The sequence below is a fragment of the Halopelagius inordinatus genome (genome assembly GCF_900113245.1).
Lineage (GTDB): Archaea > Halobacteriota > Halobacteria > Halobacteriales > Haloferacaceae > Halopelagius > Halopelagius inordinatus.
Genome location: NZ_FOOQ01000002.1, coordinates 479,644 through 498,368, shown reverse-complemented (window position 1 = coordinate 498,368; position 18,725 = coordinate 479,644). Strand labels below are relative to the sequence as shown.

Sequence of the window (18,725 nt, the reverse complement as noted above, 5' to 3'; positions counted from 1 at the left end):
CTCGTTCGTGAACGAACCGGCGGCTCCGCTCGTCACGTCGCGGTGGTCAGTCGCCGGTCACGTCGGTGACCGTCCCGACGCCTTTCGACCGGCCCTCGCGGAAGACGAACCGTTGGCCCTCCTCGACGAGATACGGGCGGAACTTGAACTCCACCGTGGCGGTTCCGGTGTCGCCCGGGAGCAGTTGCCCCCCCTCGGGGTGGAAGACGACGGCCTCGCTCAGCGTCTCTAAGTGGACGACCGGTTCGTAGCCGTCTTGGATGCGCGTCGGGTGGTTCAAAACCATCACCTCCGCCTCGAACGACCGGACCGGGTTCGGGTCGGCGTCCGCCGGCACGAGCACCATCCCGCGCTCTAACTCGGCCTCTTTGATTCCCTTGAGTGCGATGCCGACGATGCGTCCGGCCGTCGCGCGGTCCACTCTGTGATAGTGCATCTCGATGGAGCGAACCTCCACCTCGCGGAACGACCCGTCGGGCATCGGGCCGACGAGGAGTTGGTCGCCCGCCTCGACGCTGCCCGAGTTGACCGTCCCGGAGGCGACGGCGCCGACGCCCGTCACGGAGTACGAGCGGTCGATGTACATCCGAAAGTCCTCGCGGGCCTCCGAGACGGTTTTCGGCAGTCCGTCGAACAGGTCGTCTAAGGCGTCTATCCCCTCCATCGTCACCGCACTCGTGCGGACGACGGGGACGACGGAGTCGCTTATCTCCTCTATCGCCGTCTCGACGCCGTAGCGTTCGACCGAAAGCGGCGTCCGACCCACGTCCCGCAGGACTCTCTCGACTTCCCGTTCGACTTCGAGGGCGCGGTCCGCAGACACCGCGTCCGCCTTGGTGATGGCCACGAGCGTCGGTAGTTCCATCGCCAAGAGGATGCCGAGATGCTCCCGCGTCGTCTTCGTCGGCCCGTCGTCGGCGGCGACGACGAGGAGGCCGTAGTCGAGTCGTTGCCCGACGAGTCCGCGAATCGTCGTCCGAAGCCACGGTTCGTGACCCACGGTATCGACAAAGGAGACGAGGCGGTCCGCCTCTTGGACGATTCGCGCGCGGTCCGACTTCCGGTGGGGGTTGTCCATGTGGACCGGCCCCTCCTCGTCGTCGAAGCCGTAGACGGCGTACGAGAGGTCCGCAGACAGGCCGCGTTCGACTTCGTGCGGTTGCACGTCGAGGAACCCGCGGGTGCTCCCCTGTCCGTCGTCGGCCTGTCCGGTGACGAGAGACCCCACGAGCGTGGACTTCCCGTGGTCGACGTGACCCGCGGTGCCGACGACGATGTGGTCGTCGTCGACGTCGAGGACGGCACCCTCACAGATGGTGGCGACGCCGACGAGTCCGCGCTCTGCGCCGTCCTCGCCGACGCCCCACGTCTCTACGTCTTCGATGTGTGCGCCGGCCTCTTCGGCCAGCAAAGAGAGGACGTCCATCGATTCGGAGAACGCGGCGGGGGTGATGCCCGCGATGCCGCCGTCGTCGGTGACGCCGACCACGTACGTCGCTGTGCCGTCGCCGGACAGGACGCGGTGCCGGAGTTGGGCGGCCAGACTCTCCATCCGCCCGTCCACGAGGTGGACGTCTCGGGAGAGTCGCTCCTTGAACTCGATGCTGCCTCCCTCCTCTTCGCCGCGCTGTAGGGCCTTTTCGAGTACGGCCCGGTCCGCGCTCATGGCCGCGGGTAGGTAACCGTCCGCTAAAACCCTTTCCGTGATGTGGTTATCCATATCACAATAGAGTACTGCTCTCACGTCGCCGCTACGTACGGTATCGAGCGTGGGATGACATTCTCTATCACGACTACGTTCGTCCGCGGCGACTCCTCGCGACGGTCGAATCGAAGGTCAGTCGCTGAGCCGTTCGTACGCGCGGTTGACGCGCTTGAAGCTCTCCTCGTCGCCGGAGTCGGTGTCGGGGTGAACCTCTTTGACCCGAGAGCGGTAGGCCCGCCGCACCTCGTCGTCGCTGGCGTCCGAATCGACGCCGAGCGTCCGACGGGCCTCGGTCTCCGACGGTTCGTCGGAGCGTCGCGGTTCCGCGGCCGTCCGCCGTCCGCCGTCCGTCGTCCCGCCCGCGCCCGTCGCCCGCCGACCCGGTCCGAAGCCCGCGAAGTCGTCGGGTCCGCGCGCCGCGTCGGCGGCCCGTCGGTCTCTCCGCGCCCGGCGGCGCGTCCGCCGCCGAGTCCGCTCTTCGAGGCGGCCGGTGGCGTCGTACCAAAGGAAGTAGGTGACCGCGCCGAACGGCACCGCGACGAACAGGAGAAACGGCTGGTAGGCGAACGCGAGAACGACGAGAAGCGTAGTGAGACCTGTAAACACCGCGGCGAGGCCCACCAGAAGCCGGTCTCTGTCCACGGGCGGAGTTAGGAGCGAAGGACCGTAAGCGTCTCGCCGCCCGGCCCACGGAGTCAAGTTCCGCGAGTCCGTCCCTCCGGTATGAGTCAGTCCAGCCTCTGTGAGGTGTGCGAGTCGCGACCGGCCACTAACGTCTGTCCCCGGTGCGGCGCACAGGTGTGCGACCGAGACTTCGACTCCGAGCGACAGATGTGCGCGTCGTGCGTCTCCTCCATCGAAGGCGAGGACGACGTCAGCCCCGGATTCGACGGCCCCGGCGGACCGGGCGTGAGCGACTGAGTCCGGGCCGGACGCCGCCTCGGTCCGTCGCCGTCACTCCGCCGTCTCTCGGTACTGGTTCAGCCGCTTTTTCAGTCGGCGGGCCGCTTGGCCCGCCGCCTTCGCGAACGTCTCTTCTCTGTCCTCTCCGGCGAAGATGATGCCCCGCGAGGAGTTCACGAGGCCGACGCCGTCCGCGAATCCGTACTCCACCGCCGCCTCCGCGTCGCCGCCCTGCGCGCCGATTCCGGGGACGAGAAACGGGAGGTCGGGAACCTGTTCGCGGAGCGATTCCAGCTCCTCCGGCGCCGTCGCGCCGACGACGAGTCCGACGTTCCCGTGTTCGTTCCAGATGTCGGCGAGTGCGGCGACGCGTTCGTAGACTGACTCTCCGCTCGACAGTTCGAGGTCCTGCAAATCCGACCCCCCCGGGTTCGAGGTGCGACAGAGGACGAAGACGCCCTTCTCGGACCTGTCGAGGAACGGCTGCAGCGAGTCGCGACCCATGTACGGGTTGACGGTGATGGCGTCGGCGTCGTCTAAAAGCGCCGCGTACCGACGCGTCGTGTTGCCGATGTCGGCGCGCTTCGCGTCCAGCAAGACGGGCACGTCCTTCCCGTGGGCGTAGGCGATGGTCTCTCGCAGCGACCGCCACCCCTCGGCGTCCTCGTAGAACGCCGCGTTCGGCTTGTAACAGGCGGCGTGTTCGTGCGTCTCGTCGATGATTCGCCGGTTGAACGCCCACCGCGGCATCTCTTTGTCCCGCAGGTGGTCGGGGATTCGCGAGAGGTCGGGGTCCAAGCCGACGGAGACGACGCTGTCGGTTCGGTCGATACGGTCGCGGAGGCGGTCGAAGAACGACTGCGGCATCGGCGTTGCTGTGCGCCGCGGCGACAAGGGGCTTTCTCTTCTCTCGCGCCGCCAGATTAATAACGCCCATCGCGAATGTTTTGTCGAACGTGACGAACCCACGGGAACCGGCCGAAACGTCGGATTCCACGCACGATACGTCCGATTCGGCGGCGGCCGACGGGGACGACGGCCGGACCGTTCTCGTCGTCGGTGCGGACGACGCCGCGGACGCGGCAGCGACTGTTCTCGACCGACGGGGGACGGTGATTCGCCGTCCCGAGAGCGACGAACCGCCCGAGGCGAGCGACGCCGACTGCGCCGTCCTCTCGGAGGCGTCGGTCGGTCTCTCGTCGCCGACGTTCGACGCTCTCTGCGACCGTCTCCCGGTCGTTTTCCTCGGTGCGCCGACGGATGAGACGACGGCCGCCGAGGCGTTGTCCGCGGGGGCCGCCGAGTTCGTCCCGCCCGCCGACGCCGCCGACGGACGGGTTCTCGACGCTCGGGTCTCGGGGGTCGTCGCCCGCGCGCGACGGGACCGACTCGCCGCCGACCTCGCCCGCGAGCGAAGCATGCTCGACGCCATCTTCGAGACGATACCCGCTCACCTGTACGTGAAAGACGAGGAGGCGAGACACCTCCGCGTGAGCGAAGCGTACCTCGACGACCCGACGGCGTACATCGGGCGGACGGACGACGAGATTCACTCGCACGGTCACGCCGAGGAGACGCACGCCGACGACCGCAGAGTCATCGACCGCGGCGAACCGATACTCGACAAGGAAGAACGCGTCATGTCGTCGGACACGGACGAGTTCTCCGTTCGACACCTCCTCAGCGAACACGGCGAGGAGGCGGACGTCTCCGAGAGTTGGGTGCTCACCTCGAAGGTGCCGTGGCGCGACGACGACGGCGAAATCTTGGGTCTCGTCGGATTCACCATCGACATCAGCGAGCGAAACGAGTACCGAAAGCGACTCGAACGCCAGAACGACCGGTTAGAGGAGTTCGCGCGCGTCGTCAGCCACGACCTTCGGAACCCGCTGAACGTCGCGCAGGGCTATCTCGAACTGCTCGCGGACATCGTCGAAGACGAGACGGCCGCGGCGTACACCGACCGAATCGACGGCGCTCACGGGCGGATGAACGAACTCATAGAGGACGTTCTCTCGTTGGCCCGCCGGGGCGAAGTCGTCGACGACCCCGAACCGACGGCGCTCGCGGCCGCCGCCGCGAGCGCGTGGGAAGCGGTGGCACCCGCGGGCGAACTCGACGTCCGAACCGGCGCGGCGACGGTTCTGGCCGACGAGGGACGACTCCGGGCGTTGCTCGAAAACCTGTTTTCGAACGCCGAGGAACACGGGAGAGACGAGAGAGCGGTCACCGTCACGGTCGGTCTCTTAGACGGGGGTGACGGTTTCTACGTCGCGGACGACGGCCCGGGCGTTCCGGAGTCGGACCGCGAACGCGCGTTCGAACCGGGACAGACGACGGCGGAAGACGGAACCGGGTTCGGGCTGGTCATCGTCCGTCGAATCGCCGAGGCGCACGGGTGGTCGGTGTCCGTGACGGACGCCGCCACCGGCGGCGCGCGGTTCGAGTTCCACGGCTGCGACGTTCGGACGGACTGACGCTCAGCGCCCGTCGTAGACGACGGTTCCGCCGACGACGGTGGCCGCCACGTCGATGTCGCGGATGCGGTTCGGTCGGTCCCACGGCGACTCCTCTAAGACGGCGAGGTCGGCCGCCGTCCCGGATTCGACCGTGCCGATGCGGCCCTCGTCGAATCCGGCGTAGGCCGCCCCCGACGTGTACGCTCGGAGAGCCTCGGTCACGTCGAGTCGTTGGTCCTCGTGGGGCGCGTTCACCGCGTGGTGGACGCCGAGAAGCGGGTCCAACGGCATGCAGTCGCTCCCGAACGCGAGGGGAACGCCCGCAGACCGGAGCGCTCCGTAGCGGTTCGTCTCCGTCCGCCTCTCGCCGATGCGCGACTCGTAGAGGCCGCCCTCTCCGGCCCACTTCAGGAAGTTCGGCTGTACCGATGCGACGACGCCGAGTTCGGCGATGCGTTCGACCGTCTCGTCGTCGGTCAGTTCCGCGTGTTCGACGCGGTGTCTCGACTCGCCGGGGTCCCCGCAGGCCTCGTAGGCGTCGAGGACGGCGTTCACCGCCGCGTCGCCGATGGCGTGGGCCGACACCTGCAGGCCCGCCTCGTCGGCCCGTTCGACGAGCGCTTCGAGTTCGTCGGGGGCGACGACCCACTGGCCCGTCTCGTCGGGCGCGTCGTCGTACGGCTCTGTGAGTTTCGCCGTCCGCCCGCCGAAACTGCCGTCGGTGTACGTCTTGATGGCGCCCGCGCGGACCATCCCGTTTCCGTGGTTCGTCCGCACGCCGACGTCGAGTAGCGAGTCGAGGTGGTCCGACCAGTAGTTGATGCGGACCCGAAGCGTCAACTCGTCCGACCGGTCCAGATTTCGGTACACCGCGGGCGCGTAAGACTTCCGGACCATGTCGTGGATTCCGGTCACGCCGCGTTCGTTCGCGTGCGCCTGTGCGGCCCGGACGAGTCGCTCCATCTCCGCCTCGTCGGGTTCTATCTCCTCGTACAGCACGTCCACCGCCTCCTCGACGAGGACGCCCGTCGGGTCACCGCTCTCCCGTCGCACGTCGTCTGCGGGCATCTCCGCGGCGTGTCTGTCGAGGGCGACGCCGTTGACCGACGCGACGTGCATGTCCTCGCGGAAGGCGGCGACCGGTCGGTCGTCGGAGACGGCGTCCAACTCCGCGCGCGTGAGGTACCGCGCGTCGTCCCACGCACTCTCGTCGTAGCCGAAGCCGAGCACCCACTCGTCGTCCGTCGCTTCTGCCCTCGCGCGGAGTCGTTCGACGCACTCGTCGGGACCCGACGCGCCCGAGAGGTCGGCGTGGACGAGCGACCGCCCGACCATCGGGAGGTGCGTGTGAGCGTCGACGAAGCCGGGGAGGACGACGCGCCCGTCGAGTTCTATCGTCTCCGTCTCGGTACCGACGAGAAACGACACGTCGTAGGAACTCCCGAGGCGGACGATTCGGCCGTCGCGGACGGCCACCGCCTCGTGCGTCTCGTCCGGATTCGCGAGGGTGTGGACCGCTCCGTCGAGGAGAACGAGGTCCGCGGCGTCTGTCATGTGCGACGTGGCGACGGCCGCGGCCAAAACGGTTGGGGATGGACCGCGACGACCCGCCCAATGGGTAACTGTTAGGACGGCCGCCGGGAAACGAGGGGACATGACCGACGAGACGGACTCCGCCACCGGGGACGCGGCGGCCCTCGCCGAACGCGTCCGCGACGGCGAACTGCGACTGCACGAGTTAGAAGAGCACGCCGACGCCGACACGGCGGCGGCCGCCCGTCGAATCCTCGTCGAAGACGCCTCGGGCGCGTCGCTCGATTCCGTCGGCGACTACGCCTTCCCGGCCGAGGATGCGGACGCGAACATCGAGAACATGGTCGGCGCGGTGCAGGTTCCCCTCGGCGTCGCCGGACCGGTCCGGGTAGACGGCGGCGAACTCGACGGCGAACGATATCTCCCGCTCGCGACGACGGAAGGCGCGCTCTTGGCGAGCGTCAACCGCGGGTGTTCGGTGTTGAACGCCGCTGGCGGCGCGTCCGCGCGCGTCCTCAAGTCGGGGATGACCCGCGCGCCCGTCTTCCGCGTCGCCGACGTGGTGGAGGCGGAAGCGCTCGTCGAGTGGGTCCGCGACAACAGGGACGCTCTCGCCGAGGCCGCCGAATCGACGACGAGTCACGGCGAACTGCGGGAGGTGACACCGTACGTCGTCGGCAACTCCGTCTACCTGCGATTCAGATACGACACCAAGGACGCGATGGGGATGAACATGGCCACCATCGCCACCGAGGCGGCCTGCGACGTGGTCGAAGCCGAGACCGAAGCCGAACTCGTCGCCCTCTCGGGCAACCTCTGTTCGGACAAGAAACCCGCCGCCATCAACGCCGTCGAGGGGCGCGGCCGAACCGTCAGCGCGGACGTCCGCATCCCCCGCGAGGTGGTCGAAGACCGACTCCACACGACGCCGGAGGCCGTCGCGGAACTGAACACGCGGAAGAACCTCGTCGGGTCGGCGAAGGCCGCGAGTCTCGGCTTCAACGCCCACGTCGCGAACGTCGTCGCCGCGATGTTCCTCGCGACGGGACAGGACGCGGCGCAGGTGGTCGAAGGGGCCAACGCCATCACCACCGCCGAAGTCAGAGAGGACGGCCTCTACGTCTCTGTCTCTCTCGCCAGTCTCGAAGTCGGAACCGTCGGCGGCGGGACGAAACTCCCGACGCAGGCCGAGGGGTTAGACGTCCTCGGACTCCGCGGCGGCGGCGACCCTCCGGGGTCGAACGCGGACGCTCTCGCCGAGTCTATCGCTGTGGGGTCGCTGGCGGGCGAACTGTCGCTTCTCTCCGCACTCGCGTCGCGGCATCTCTCCAGCGCTCACTCGGACCTCGGGCGCTGACGGGCGCGGGTTCTCACGCCGACGTCCCGATTCCCAACCGTTCGAGCGGTCGCACTAACGCGGCGGTTCCGACGACGAGAAGCGCCACCCCGACGACGAACGGCGGCGTCCCCGTCGGCGTCGAGAGTCCGAGAGAGACGCCGACTGCGGTCAGAAGCCAGCCGACGCCGGTGAGAGAGAGGCCGAGTCCCCGGCGACGCTGGCCGTGGACGACGGCGGCGGTGGCGAGAACGGTGTAGCCCGCGAGAAAGGCCCCGCCCGCGACGACGAACCACCTGGCCGCGACTGCGGCGACGGCCCCGCCGACGAAGAGTGAAAAGACGAGTCCGCGGACGGTTCGCGCGGCGTAGGCTGCGGCCCGTGCGTCGCTCATGACGGCACGTCGGCGGCGAGGGGAGCAAAGCGTTTCGCTCCGTCGCCGGGACGCGTCGCCTTTCCGCTGTGCTCTTTGCGGCTCCGACGCACGCGCTGTGCGGACTCAGAGGAGTCGGTACCGCCCGCGCGACTCGGAGGCGTCGCCGCGCCGCACGAGTCGGTCCAACACGTCGCGCGCCGTCTCGCCGTCGATACCCTGTGATTCGGCGTACGCGGCCACCTCGTCTTCGGTCGGTCGGTCACCCTCGCGGAGGGCGTCTTTCACCGCGTCGACGCGGTTCGGAGATTTCGTCTGCGTCCCCGCCGTCGCGCGTTCGCCCGCCTCGTCTACGGCGTCCGCGTCGAGGCCGGAACCCTCCAGATACTCCGCGTCGCCGATGCCGGACTCCTCGACGAGTCTCTCCATGTCGGCGACGTGAGCCGTCTCCGCGAACGCCTCGCTGTTTCCCTGTTTCTTCGCCAACAGGGCCGCCCGCGCCTGCCGTGCCGCCTCTCTGTCGTCCTCTTCCGCGAACCGGCGAAGCTTCTTCGTCCGGTGAGTCTTTCCGCACCGGGGACAGTTCGCCGACTTCTGGGCGCGGGGGTCAGAGAGCAGCCACATGTTCCCGCACTCGTTGCACCCGACCACGGCGTACATACCGTCGCTTCCGCGCCGTCCGGTTTGAATGTTGCTTCGCGCCCGCGACGTCGCCGCCTTCCCGACGCTTAAGGCCCACGGCTGTGACTCTCTCGCATGGAACGCGTCTCAACAGACGACGTGGAGTCGGTCGAACCGGTGTCGGGCGTCGGACTCTCCGTCCTCGCGCGAACCGAGGGGATGAACGTCCAACGGTTCGCCATCGAACCCGGCGCGACGGTTCCGACGCACAGTCACGAACAGGAACAGGTCGGATACGTCGTCTCCGGCGAACTCACCTTCCTCGTCGGTGACGGTGAGGACCCGACAGAGGTAGTCGTCCGCGAGGGCGACTCCTTCGCTCTCGCGGCCCACGAGACGCACGGCGCGGAGAACCGCGGCGACGTGACCGTCGAGGGCGTCGATATCTTCAGTCCGCCTCGCATCGCCGCCGACTGGGGCGACGAGTAACCGCGCGACTCCGCGTCGAGAGGGAACGAAAAATCGAGCGACTGTTTCGTCGGTACCGAGCGAAGCCCGGTAGGCCCGCGAATCGGCGTACGCCAATTCGCGAACGTCGCCAGAAATCCGATATTTCTGGCTGCTCAACGAGTTCGCCTAGGCTAACTCGTTGATGTTCTCGACGACCTTGTCGGCGAACTCGGAGGTGGCAAGCTTGTTGCCGCCTTCGATCTGCCGTTCGAGGTCGTACGTCACGTCGCCCGAGGAGATGGTCTCCTCTACGGCGTCGCGGATGAGTGCGCCGGCGTCGTTCCAGCCCATGTACTCGAACATGAGGCGGCCCGAGAGAATCATCGCCGTCGGGTTCACCTTGTCCTCGCCCGCGTACTTGGGCGCAGAGCCGTGAACGGGCTCTGCGAGACAGAGACCGTCGCCGAAGTTCGCGCCCGGCGCGATACCGAGGCCGCCGATTTGGGCGCCCGCGGCGTCGGACATGTAGTCGCCGTTGAGGTTCATCGTGGCGATGACGTCGTACTGGTCCGTCCGGGTGAGAAGCTGCTGGAGCATGTTGTCCGCGATGCGGTCCTTGACGACGAGTTTGTCCTCGGGCTTCTCGCCGTCGTACTCCTCCCAAAGTTCGTCCTCGGTGATGGTGACGTCGCCGAACTCCTCCTCTGCGAGTTCGTAGCCCCAGTCGCGGAACGCGCCCTCGGTGAACTTCATGATGTTACCCTTGTGGACGAGCGTGACGGAGTCGCGGTCGTTTTCGAGGGCGTACTCGATGGACTGGCGGACGAGACGCTTCGTGCCGAACTCGGTGATGGGCTTGACGCCGATACCGATGGGGCCGTCGTGAAGCTTGTCGCCGACGTCCATCTCGTCTGCGAGGAACTGCTTTACCTGCTGTACGTCGTCGGTTCCGGCCTCCCACTCGATGCCGGCGTAGACGTCCTCCGTGTTCTCGCGGAAGAACACCATATCCATCGCTTCCGGGCTCTTGACCGGCGAGGGGACGCCGTCGATGTGGTAGGTCGGACGGACGTTCGCGTAGAGGTCGAGCTTCTGACGGAGCGCGACGTTCAGCGAACGGAACCCGGCGCCGACGGGCGTCGTCAGCGGGCCTTTGATAGCTACGCGGTGGTCCTTGATGGCCTGCACCGTGTCCTCGGGCAGGTTCTCGTCGTACTTCTGGCGAGCGGATTCGCCGGCGTAGACGCGGAGCCACTCGATGGAACGGCCGGTCGCTTCCGCGGCCGCCTCGAGCACCTTCTGTGCGGCGGGACCGACGTCCGTGCCGATACCGTCGCCGTGGATGATGGGGACGATGGGGTTGTCCGGAACCGCCAGCTCACCGGTCTCCTCGTCGGCGAGCGTAATCTTCTCCCCCGACTCGGGGGCCTCGATTTTGTCGTAGCTCATGAACAATCCCCTGTTTCCCCACCGAGCGTAAAGTGCTACCGTTATCGGCTCGAACGGCGGGAGACGAAACCGGTCTCACGGCGGCGTGGGAGCGTCTGTCACGATATCTCGCTATCGGGTCGGAGTCCGGAACCCGCGGATTCTCTCGCCGTCGCGACCCGTCGGCGTCGCCGCCTCTCCCCGCCGGTCAGTCGCGAACCGCGCCGACGAGTGCGCGCAACTGCTCGGGTCCGTTTCGGAGAAGTGCCCGCGGAAACCGTCGCCGCGACCCGTCGAGAGCGCGGTCCAAGGCGGCGGACGCGTCCTCGAAACAGCCCGTCCCGTGCCCGAAGAGGATTCGCTCTGGGTCGAACTCGGTGAACGTCTCTCGCGGCGGGAACAGGCGTGCGGTCAGAAAGAGACCGACCCGTTCCTCGCCGACGGGCGTTCCCTTCGCCGAACTCACCACGTCCGGCACGTAGAGCGTGCCGTCGCTCTCGCGGTAGGCGACGGCTTCGCGCCACCCCGGGAGCGGGTCGAGGCGGCTGATTCGGAACCCGGAGTCGCCGAGTTCGCCGTCGTACCGCCGGACTCTCGCGTCGATTCGCTCCTCGATGCGGTCCATCCACCGCGGAACGTAGACCGGAACGTCGTGGCGCCGGGCAAATACACCCGCGTCGCGGGCGTGCCAGTTCGAGCAGACTGCGACGCCGACGACGGTTCCGAGGTCACAGACGAGTTCGTCGACGCCCGGCGCGTCGATGGGGTCGAACAGCCAGACGCCCCCGTTCGATCCCCGGAGGGCGTGACACGCCCGCCGTCCGTCCTCCTCGGGGTGCGGAAGCCATCCGACGCCGCCGTCCCACTCGTCTACCGCTTCGAGGCCGGTGGGCGAGGAACGGTCGTACATCGACATACCCGGACGCTCGCCGCCCCGGCCGGTGTCTCTTTCGGTGAGTCGTCGAGTAGTTCCACCGACCGTCCCCGCGGCGTCGTCCGATACCGGCACGACTTTTCTCCGGGGAGTCGCAGCCTCGACCATGCGAGTAATCGTCCACGGTGGTGCGGGCGGCGTCCCGGACGAACCGGAACCGCGACAGGAGACGCTCGACGAGGCGGCGAACGCGGGCGCGGGGGCCGAAACCCCCGTCGACGCCGTCGAGGCGGCCGTCCGAGTGCTGGAGACGGACCCGGCGTTCAACGCGGGCGTCGGCGGCGCGGTCCAGTCCGACGGCGTCGTTCGGACCGACGCCGGCGTGATGACGAGTGACAGAGAGGCGGGTGCCGCCGCGGGGATGGCCGGCGTCGAACACGCCGTCTCCGTCGCCCGCGGGGTGATGGAGGAGACGCCGCACGTCCTCGTCGCGGGCGACCCGGCCGTCGATTTCGCGGCGGACTTCGGCATCGAGACGGACGCGGACCTGTTTACGACGGAGACGCGAGAGCGGTGGGAAGACGCCGACCCGCCGGAGGGGTCGACGCGGGACCACCTCGCGTGGTTGGACGCGCGGTTCGGCGAGACGACCGCCGACCCGACGGACGAGGCTGACCTCTCGGACCACGACACCGTCGGGGCCGTCGCCTTCGACGGAGACGACTTCGCCGCCGCCACCTCGACGGGCGGCCGGTGGTTCGCTCTCGCGGGCCGCGTCGGCGACGTGCCCCAGATCGGATCGGGCTTTTACGCCTCCGCCGCGGGCGGTGCGTCCGCGACGGGCGCGGGCGAGGACATCGCGAAGACGACGCTCTCTCGGCGGGCGGTTCGGCATCTCGAACGCGGACTCGACGCCCAGACGGCGGCGGAGACGGCCATCGCGGAGTTCGGCGAACTCACCGGCTCGGAGGCGGGCGTCATCGTCCTCGACGACGAGGGAGTCGGACGCGCGTTCAACTCCGAAGGCATGCAGACCAGCGTCACGCGAACGTAGCCCCGAGACCCGTATTGCTGCCTCCACGGCCCTTTACCCGCTTCGGACCGTACGCCGGGATATGTCAAGCGAGTGGACAGCGGCGGAGATGCCGGACCTCTCCGGTAGTCGAGTCGTCGTCACGGGCGCAAACAGCGGTCTGGGGTTCGAGGCGACGAAGGCGTTCGCTCGGAAGGGCGCACACGTCGTCATGGCCTGTCGGAGTCGAGAACGCGGGCGCGAGGCGATGCGGGGCGTTCGAGACGAGGTTCCGGCGGCGTCGCTCACGCTCGGAGAACTGGACCTCGCGGACCTGGACTCGGTGCGCGCGTTCGCGGAGACGTTCGACGAGGAGTTCGGGGCGCTGGACGTCCTCTGTAACAACGCGGGCGTGATGGCGATACCCCGCCGAGAGACGGAGCAGGGGTACGAGATGCAGTTCGGCGTCAACCACCTCGGCCACTTCGCGCTCACCGGACTCCTCTTCGACGCCCTTCGGGAGTCGTCGGGCGAGTCGCGCGTCGTCACCCAGTCGAGCGGAGTCCACGAGAACGGCGAGATGGACTTCGACGACATCGACGGCGAAGACGGATACGACGAGTGGGAGGCGTACGCCCAGAGCAAACTGTCGAACCTGCTCTTCGCCTACGAGTTACAGCGACGACTCGACTCCGGCGGAATCGACGAGGTGACGAGCGTCGGCTGTCACCCCGGATACGCCGCGACGAACCTCCAGCGACGCGGCCCGGAGATGTCCGGGTCGAAACTCCGCCTCGCGGCGATGCGCGTCGCCAACGCCGTCGTCGCCCAGAGCGCCGAGATGGGGTCGCTCCCGATGCTGTACGCCGCCACCGCGGACGACGTGGAAGGCGGCGACTACGTCGGCCCGACCGGACTGATGGGCATGCGCGGCTACCCGGGGAAAGTCGAGTCCAGCGACCTGTCTCACGACGAGGACGACGCCCGCCGACTCTGGGACCTCTCGGAGGACCGCACGGGCGTCGCGTTCGAACGCTGAGGCGGGGCGGCGTCGTCACCGCTGGTGCGCCGGTAACTCACAGCCGGGCCGCCTTCTTTTATCCGGAGGGCCGACGACGACACAGTATGAGCCAACAGCAGTCCGACCGAATCACCGTCTACGCCGACTACGTCTGTCCGTTCTGCTATCTCGGCCGGCGGTCGCTGGCCCGGTACCAAGACTCCCGCGAGGAGGAACTCGAAATCGAGTGGCATCCCTTCGACCTGCGGAGTCAGAAGCGCGACGCCGACGGCACCATCGACCACTCCGTCGACGACGGCAAAGACGAGGAGTACTTCGAACAGGCGAAACAGAACGTCCGCCGCCTCGCCGAGAAGTACGACGCCGAGATGACGCTCGAACTCTCCCGGGACGTCGACTCGCTTCCGGCACAGACCGTCTCGTACTACGTCAAAGAGCACTACCCCTACGAGACGTGGCTCGACTTCGATACGGGCGTCTACGAGGCGCTTTGGGAGGACGGCCGAGACATCGGCGACGAGGACGTGTTGTTCGAACTCGCCGAGGACGCCGGTATCGACGGCGAGGAAGTCCGCTCCGCACTCGACGACGAGAACCTCAGAGCGGAGGTCCGTCGGAAGTTCACCGAAGCGCAACAACAGGGCGTCACGGGCGTGCCGACGTTCGCGTACGACGGCTACGGCGCCCGCGGTGCGGTGCCGCCGGAACACCTGCGCCGACTCGTCGAAGGGGCCTGAAACCGACTCGTCGAGGCCGTTCCGTTCTCGTCGCCGCTCTCTCCTAGGAGTCGCCGTCGCTGATGCTGTGGAACTCGAACTCCGCGGAGCGACTGTCGAACCGGTCCAGACGGAACGGGTCGAGCGAGAACGGGGCGTCAGCGCCGGTCAGAAGCGACCGAACCGCCGTCGCGGCGACGGGCGCGGTCATGATGCCGCGGCCGTGGAACCCGGTCGCGACGACCAACCCCTCGGGAGCGTCCGCCGGGGCGTCCACGATGGGTCGGGTGTCGGGCGTCGCGGCGTCCACGCCCGCCCAGTGGTCGACCAGCCTCGGGTCGTCGAAGCCGGTGAGAAACGTCGGAACGAGAGCGCGAACGTGGTCGCGGAACGCCTCGTCGCTCTCCCGACTCGCGCTCTCGGGGGCGTCTTCGGCGACCGACCACCCGCCGACGAGGAGGTCCTCGTCGTTCTGCATCCGCCGGAAGTAGACGTGTTCGCCCGGCACCCACCCCATCGGGTGGTCCGCGGTCAGTGGCGGGTCGGGGCGGTACACCGCACACTGCGTGCGGTACGGTCGAACGGGCAGTCGGAGATGCGGCGCGAGCAAATCCGGCGTTCGCCACCCGGCGGCGGCGACGACGGCGTCGCTCTCGCGGACCCCGTCGGTCGTCTCCGCGCCCCGGACGACGCCGTCTTCCGCCGCGAGGCCGGTGACTTCGACGCCCGTCTCGAACGTCGCACCCGCGTCGGACGCGTCGGCGGCCAGCGTCTCCGCGAACGTCTCGGGGTCGCAAAACCCCGTCTCGTCGTGGCGGACGACCCCGGCGAACGACGAGAAGTCGAACCGCGGATAGGCCGACGCGGCCTCCGCTGCGTCGAGGAATTCGAGCGCGACGCCCTCTCCCGTGAGTCGTTCGACGCGGCGGCGGGCCTCTCCCTCCCTCTCGGGTGAGACCAGTTCGACGCTCTCACTTTCGACGTACGAGAAGTCGCGGGTCCCGTCGTACTCGCGGAAGAAGTCGTTCGCGGCGGCGGCGATAGCGGGATAGTCCGTGTAGGACGGTGCCATCGTCACCTCGCCCGCGCCGCGGGCGGTCGCTCCGGCGGCGACGCCGGTCCGGTCGACGACCCGAACGTCGTGGTCGGATGCTAGCGTCCGCGCGACCGCACAGCCGATTACGCCCGCGCCGACGACGAGGACGCGGATATCAGCTCACCTCAGTTCGAACAGCGTCCGCTCTCGCGTCGGTCGCGCGTTCGCCGTCCGCCCGCACGATGGTCGCCACGAAGTCGTACCCCGATTCGAGGGCGGAGAGTCGGTCGTCCAGCCACCCGCCCCGTCGTTCGCTCTCGGTGCGTCGGTCCCGACTCATCGTCAGTACTCGTGGTCGACGCGGCGGAACGCGTCTTCCGCCACCTCCAGTGCGTGGTCGACCTGTTCTTCGGTGTGCGTGTAGGTGGTGAAAAAGCGCTCGCCCTGCATCGGGTTACCGAAGAGGACGCCTCCCGCGGCCGATTCGAGCCACCAGTCGGCGAACTGCTCTTCGTTCGCCTTCCACGAGTCGCGGTAGGAGTGGATGTCCGCGTCGGTCATGTACACCTGCCCCATCGACCCGACGTGTTGGACGTTTGCGTCTATCCCCACGTCGTCCGCGACTTCCTGCAGACCGGTAAACAACCGGTCGCCGAGTCCGTCGATGTGCTCGTACACGTCGCGTTCGTCGAGGATTTCGAGCGTCTTCAGACCCGCCGCGGCCGCGACGGGGTGGCCGTTGTAAGTGCCGCCGTGGAACGCCGAGGAGTTCCACTTCGACTCCTCTTTCTTTTTCGGCGGGATTATCTCCTCCATTATCTCCGTCTTCCCGCCGAACCCGGCGACCTGATAGCCGCCGCCGGCGGCTTTCGCGAACGTCGTCATATCCGGCGTGACGCCGAACCGCCCCTGGGCGGACTGCGGGCCGAGGCGGAAGCCGGTCATCACCTCGTCCCAGATGAGGACGATTCCGAGTTCGTCGGTCAACTCGCGCAGGAACTCGTGGTAGCCGTCGCGTGGCTTGAGACACCCGCAGGAGAACATCACCGGTTCGATGATGACGGCGGCCGTATCGTCGGCGTGCTTCCGGAGAATCTTCTCTGTCGCCTCCTTGTCGTTGAACGGGAACGCGACGACGGTGTCGCTCACGGCGTCCGGGATGCCCGTCCCGTACGAGACGGTGTTGGGTTCGTCCGCCGGTCCGAGCGCTTCCTCGCTGGCGTAGACGCTCTGGAGCGCGTAGTCGTGCGCACCCGCGTATCCGCCCTCCGGTTTGGCAATCTTGTCCTTCCCCGTGTACGACCGGGCGACGCGGATGGCGTGCATCGTCGCCTCCGTTCCGCTGTTCGCCATCCGGACGCGTTCGATGGACGGAGTCATCTCGACTACCTTCTCCATGAACTGGATGGCGACGGGTTGCGGCGTCGCGGTCAGGTCGCTTTTGTCTACCTGCCGTTTCACCGCGTCTTTGACCTCCGGGTGGCCGTGCCCGAGGATTATCGGGCCCAACGCGAGGAGGAAGTCGAGGTACTCGTTGTCGTCCATGTCGTAGACGTACGAGCCGTCTGTCTCTTCGACGTAGAAGGGGTACGGGTCGAACGACCGGACGTTCGACTCGACGCCGAGCGGCGTTACCGATTCGGCCCGTTCGTGGAACGCTCTGCTCTTTTGGGTCCGCTCTTCGAGCGGTCGGGCGTGGTCTCGCTCATTGTCACCGAGGCTCATCATCTCCGGCGACGGAGTGTGTTACAATAAATCTTTGGCAGTAAACGAAACTAACCGAAATAGATTCGACTCACGCCGCTACTCTCCGTCAACAGTTCGTTCGAGCGGGAGGACCAGGCCTTTCGGGCCGCCGCCCGCCTTCCGAATCTCGCGGGTGTTCACCGCGTGAACCTCGAAACCGCGGTCCTCGAGTTCGGCCTGCACCTCGTGGTTCCCGGCCGGGAAGACGACCGTTTCGGGTTCGACGACGATGGTACTCGTCGCGCGATTCCGCTGTTCGCGCATCGGGACGGCGATGGTCTCGATGCCTCTGTCGTGGAGGGTGTCGAGGAACTCGGGTTGGGTGGCCGGACTGTACACCAACGCCAAGTCCGGCGCGACCATGCTGAACACGAGTGTGAGATGCGTCTGGCCGGTGCTTTCGGTACTGCCGAAGATGGGAACCTCGATGACCTCGATTCCGTAGCTTTCGAGAACGGTCCGAATCTGGCGGATTCCAGACGCGTTCGTCGTCTGAGAGCGCCCGATTGCGACCGTGTCCGAGTCAATCCACACCATGTTCCCGGCCTCGAACCCCCCCGCGCCGTGGACGGTGTGGTAGATGGGGATTCCGAGGTCGATGGTCCGTTCGGAGAGGCGTCGCTCTTCGCCGTGTCGCGTCTCTTCGACCATCTTGCCGACGACCATGCCGCCCTCGATGGCGAACCCGACGTCCCGGACGAAAAGCGACTCCGCGAGTTGGTCGCGCGCGCCCCCGAGTCTGTGGACGGTCACGCCGTGCGATTCGAGGATATCGACGAGTTCGGCGTGTTCGTCGGCGGCCCGTTCCTGGCGCGGGAGTCCGTCCCAGTTCCACGCGTCGGGGTCGACGACGGTGTTGAACTCGGGACCGGGTTCGTGGACGAGAACGCGTTCGAGGCGGCCGACTTCCGACCGAACCGACGGTTCGAGGTCCCAGACTGGGTTCATTCGTCGCGTACCTCTAAGGTGTGTTCTTCTTTGACGCTCCGGAGGGCGACGTCCGTGGCGGTGTCTTCGACCCCCTCGTACGTCCCGATTGTGCGAAGCAGGTCCGTCAGCCCCTCTCTGTCGGCGACGCGGACTTTCAACAGGAGGTCGGAGTCGCCCGTAATCTCGTGTATCTCCTGAATCTCCGGCCGTTCGACGAGGTGTTCTGCGACTTCGGAACTCCGACCGGCGGCCGCGTCCACCCGAACGAACCCCACCTCGTCCGCGCCGAGAAGTTCCGGGTCGAGCACCGCCCTGTACTCTCGGATGTACCCCTCGGCTTCGAGTTTGTTCGTTCGTTCGTGAATCGTCGCCGTCCCCATGTCGAGACGCCGGGCAATCTCCGAGAGCGCCGCCCGTCCGTCCACCTGGAGAATCGAGAGAATCTTCCGGTCGACTTCGTCCAGATCCATAAGGCCGCTTACGCTACCCCGTCCCCTATGTGTTTTCCTCGGTACCACGCTAATCTATAGCTAGGTTGGGCGCTCGCCGATATAATATTTCTCACTCGGGCGGTTGATCCGT

20 protein-coding genes are annotated in these 18,725 nt (G+C 67.5%); 7 read left to right on the top strand and 13 right to left on the bottom strand.

Annotated elements, in window-relative coordinates; translation table 11 throughout:
* Positions 1 to 46 precede the first annotated feature (46 nt).
* Both BM167_RS10270 and BM167_RS10265 read right to left on the bottom strand, forming a co-directional pair.
* Positions 47 to 1,666 (bottom strand): GTPBP1 family GTP-binding protein, encoded by a 1,620-nt coding sequence (locus BM167_RS10270; RefSeq protein ID WP_092892132.1) that lies wholly within the window; start codon positions 1,664 to 1,666, stop codon positions 47 to 49.
* Positions 1,667 to 1,837: 171 nt separating this feature from the next.
* A complete protein-coding gene (locus BM167_RS10265; protein ID WP_092892130.1) occupies positions 1,838 to 2,347 on the bottom strand; it encodes a J domain-containing protein in 510 nt (169 codons plus the stop codon).
* A gap of 81 nt (positions 2,348 to 2,428) precedes the next feature.
* Here BM167_RS10265 and BM167_RS10260 point away from each other — a divergent pair, with 81 nt between their 5' ends.
* Entirely contained in the window at positions 2,429 to 2,626 is a 198-nt protein-coding gene (locus tag BM167_RS10260) for a hypothetical protein (RefSeq protein WP_092892128.1), read from the top strand.
* Between the two features lie 33 nt (positions 2,627 to 2,659).
* On the opposite strand, the gene pyrF is transcribed toward BM167_RS10260, so the two are convergent.
* On the bottom strand, positions 2,660 to 3,475 hold the full coding sequence (gene pyrF / locus BM167_RS10255; protein ID WP_092892126.1) for an orotidine-5'-phosphate decarboxylase: 816 nt from the start codon (positions 3,473 to 3,475) through the stop codon (positions 2,660 to 2,662).
* Positions 3,476 to 3,564: 89 nt separating this feature from the next.
* On the opposite strand from pyrF, the gene BM167_RS10250 reads away from it, so the two are divergent.
* Positions 3,565 to 5,085 (top strand): sensor histidine kinase, encoded by a 1,521-nt coding sequence (locus BM167_RS10250; protein ID WP_092892124.1) that lies wholly within the window; start codon positions 3,565 to 3,567, stop codon positions 5,083 to 5,085.
* Between the two features lie 3 nt (positions 5,086 to 5,088).
* Here BM167_RS10250 and BM167_RS10245 read toward each other — a convergent pair whose 3' ends face one another.
* Positions 5,089 to 6,621 carry an amidohydrolase gene (locus BM167_RS10245; protein ID WP_092892123.1) on the bottom strand — a complete coding sequence of 511 codons (1,533 nt, stop codon included), beginning with the start codon at positions 6,619 to 6,621 and terminating at the stop codon, positions 5,089 to 5,091.
* A gap of 100 nt (positions 6,622 to 6,721) precedes the next feature.
* On the opposite strand from BM167_RS10245, the gene hmgA reads away from it, so the two are divergent.
* Entirely contained in the window at positions 6,722 to 7,957 is a 1,236-nt protein-coding gene (gene hmgA, locus BM167_RS10240) for a hydroxymethylglutaryl-CoA reductase (NADPH) (protein ID WP_092892121.1), read from the top strand.
* A 13-nt stretch (positions 7,958 to 7,970) separates the two neighbouring features.
* Here hmgA and BM167_RS10235 read toward each other — a convergent pair whose 3' ends face one another.
* Together BM167_RS10235 and BM167_RS10230 are read right to left on the bottom strand one after the other, a co-directional pair.
* Positions 7,971 to 8,330 (bottom strand): hypothetical protein, encoded by a 360-nt coding sequence (locus BM167_RS10235; RefSeq protein WP_092892118.1) that lies wholly within the window; start codon positions 8,328 to 8,330, stop codon positions 7,971 to 7,973.
* Between the two features lie 105 nt (positions 8,331 to 8,435).
* Positions 8,436 to 8,969, bottom strand: a complete 534-nt coding sequence (locus BM167_RS10230; RefSeq protein WP_092892116.1) for a DUF5817 domain-containing protein — start codon at positions 8,967 to 8,969, stop codon at positions 8,436 to 8,438.
* A 96-nt stretch (positions 8,970 to 9,065) separates the two neighbouring features.
* Here BM167_RS10230 and BM167_RS10225 point away from each other — a divergent pair, with 96 nt between their 5' ends.
* Positions 9,066 to 9,419 (top strand): cupin domain-containing protein, encoded by a 354-nt coding sequence (locus BM167_RS10225; RefSeq protein ID WP_092892114.1) that lies wholly within the window; start codon positions 9,066 to 9,068, stop codon positions 9,417 to 9,419.
* 147 nt (positions 9,420 to 9,566) lie between these two features.
* On the opposite strand, the gene icd is transcribed toward BM167_RS10225, so the two are convergent.
* Complete coding sequence (gene icd / locus BM167_RS10220) at positions 9,567 to 10,829, bottom strand: isocitrate dehydrogenase (NADP(+)) (RefSeq protein WP_092892112.1); 1,263 nt, start codon at positions 10,827 to 10,829, stop codon at positions 9,567 to 9,569.
* A 187-nt stretch (positions 10,830 to 11,016) separates the two neighbouring features.
* A complete protein-coding gene (locus tag BM167_RS10215; RefSeq protein WP_092893069.1) occupies positions 11,017 to 11,724 on the bottom strand; it encodes a hypothetical protein in 708 nt (235 codons plus the stop codon).
* A gap of 124 nt (positions 11,725 to 11,848) precedes the next feature.
* Between BM167_RS10215 and BM167_RS10210 the strand changes: the two genes are divergently transcribed.
* The 3 genes from BM167_RS10210 to BM167_RS10200 all read left to right on the top strand — a co-directional run bounded on the left by BM167_RS10210 (position 11,849) and on the right by BM167_RS10200 (position 14,452).
* Positions 11,849 to 12,736, top strand: coding sequence for an isoaspartyl peptidase/L-asparaginase (locus tag BM167_RS10210; protein WP_092892110.1), 888 nt, complete (start codon positions 11,849 to 11,851; stop codon positions 12,734 to 12,736).
* Between the two features lie 61 nt (positions 12,737 to 12,797).
* Complete coding sequence (locus BM167_RS10205; RefSeq protein ID WP_092892108.1) at positions 12,798 to 13,733, top strand: oxidoreductase; 936 nt, start codon at positions 12,798 to 12,800, stop codon at positions 13,731 to 13,733.
* 86 nt (positions 13,734 to 13,819) lie between these two features.
* Positions 13,820 to 14,452: a DsbA family oxidoreductase gene (locus tag BM167_RS10200; RefSeq protein WP_092892106.1), complete on the top strand. Its 633-nt coding sequence runs from the start codon at positions 13,820 to 13,822 to the stop codon at positions 14,450 to 14,452.
* 43 nt (positions 14,453 to 14,495) lie between these two features.
* On the opposite strand, the gene BM167_RS10195 is transcribed toward BM167_RS10200, so the two are convergent.
* From BM167_RS10195 to BM167_RS10180, 5 genes are all read right to left on the bottom strand, one after another.
* A complete protein-coding gene (locus BM167_RS10195; RefSeq protein WP_092892104.1) occupies positions 14,496 to 15,641 on the bottom strand; it encodes an NAD(P)/FAD-dependent oxidoreductase in 1,146 nt (381 codons plus the stop codon).
* 1 nt (position 15,642) lies between these two features.
* Positions 15,643 to 15,807 carry a hypothetical protein gene (locus BM167_RS18490; protein ID WP_177213332.1) on the bottom strand — a complete coding sequence of 55 codons (165 nt, stop codon included), beginning with the start codon at positions 15,805 to 15,807 and terminating at the stop codon, positions 15,643 to 15,645.
* 2 nt (positions 15,808 to 15,809) lie between these two features.
* Entirely contained in the window at positions 15,810 to 17,192 is a 1,383-nt protein-coding gene (locus BM167_RS10190) for an aspartate aminotransferase family protein (RefSeq protein WP_092893068.1), read from the bottom strand.
* A gap of 78 nt (positions 17,193 to 17,270) precedes the next feature.
* Positions 17,271 to 18,161 carry a dimethylarginine dimethylaminohydrolase family protein gene (locus tag BM167_RS10185; RefSeq protein WP_092892102.1) on the bottom strand — a complete coding sequence of 297 codons (891 nt, stop codon included), beginning with the start codon at positions 18,159 to 18,161 and terminating at the stop codon, positions 17,271 to 17,273.
* Positions 18,158 to 18,613 carry an Lrp/AsnC family transcriptional regulator gene (locus BM167_RS10180; RefSeq protein ID WP_092892100.1) on the bottom strand — a complete coding sequence of 152 codons (456 nt, stop codon included), beginning with the start codon at positions 18,611 to 18,613 and terminating at the stop codon, positions 18,158 to 18,160. Before BM167_RS10180 ends, BM167_RS10185 begins: the two co-directional genes overlap by 4 nt.
* Positions 18,614 to 18,725 lie beyond the last annotated feature (112 nt).

Coding starts and splice junctions, on each gene's coding strand:
- BM167_RS10270 (WP_092892132.1), bottom strand. CDS start 1,666: ATGAGCGCGGACCGGGCCGTACTCGAAAAGGCCCTACAGCGCGGCGAA.
- BM167_RS10260 (WP_092892128.1), top strand. CDS start 2,429: ATGAGTCAGTCCAGCCTCTGTGAGGTGTGCGAGTCGCGACCGGCCACT.
- pyrF (WP_092892126.1), bottom strand. CDS start 3,475: ATGCCGCAGTCGTTCTTCGACCGCCTCCGCGACCGTATCGACCGAACC.
- BM167_RS10245 (WP_092892123.1), bottom strand. CDS start 6,621: ATGACAGACGCCGCGGACCTCGTTCTCCTCGACGGAGCGGTCCACACC.
- hmgA (WP_092892121.1), top strand. CDS start 6,722: ATGACCGACGAGACGGACTCCGCCACCGGGGACGCGGCGGCCCTCGCC.
- BM167_RS10235 (WP_092892118.1), bottom strand. CDS start 8,330: ATGAGCGACGCACGGGCCGCAGCCTACGCCGCGCGAACCGTCCGCGGA.
- BM167_RS10230 (WP_092892116.1), bottom strand. CDS start 8,969: ATGTACGCCGTGGTCGGGTGCAACGAGTGCGGGAACATGTGGCTGCTC.
- BM167_RS10225 (WP_092892114.1), top strand. CDS start 9,066: ATGGAACGCGTCTCAACAGACGACGTGGAGTCGGTCGAACCGGTGTCG.
- icd (WP_092892112.1), bottom strand. CDS start 10,829: ATGAGCTACGACAAAATCGAGGCCCCCGAGTCGGGGGAGAAGATTACG.
- BM167_RS10215 (WP_092893069.1), bottom strand. CDS start 11,724: ATGTCGATGTACGACCGTTCCTCGCCCACCGGCCTCGAAGCGGTAGAC.
- BM167_RS10210 (WP_092892110.1), top strand. CDS start 11,849: ATGCGAGTAATCGTCCACGGTGGTGCGGGCGGCGTCCCGGACGAACCG.
- BM167_RS10205 (WP_092892108.1), top strand. CDS start 12,798: ATGTCAAGCGAGTGGACAGCGGCGGAGATGCCGGACCTCTCCGGTAGT.
- BM167_RS10200 (WP_092892106.1), top strand. CDS start 13,820: ATGAGCCAACAGCAGTCCGACCGAATCACCGTCTACGCCGACTACGTC.
- BM167_RS18490 (WP_177213332.1), bottom strand. CDS start 15,807: ATGAGTCGGGACCGACGCACCGAGAGCGAACGACGGGGCGGGTGGCTG.
- BM167_RS10190 (WP_092893068.1), bottom strand. CDS start 17,192: ATGAGCCTCGGTGACAATGAGCGAGACCACGCCCGACCGCTCGAAGAG.
- BM167_RS10185 (WP_092892102.1), bottom strand. CDS start 18,161: ATGAACCCAGTCTGGGACCTCGAACCGTCGGTTCGGTCGGAAGTCGGC.
- BM167_RS10180 (WP_092892100.1), bottom strand. CDS start 18,613: ATGGATCTGGACGAAGTCGACCGGAAGATTCTCTCGATTCTCCAGGTG.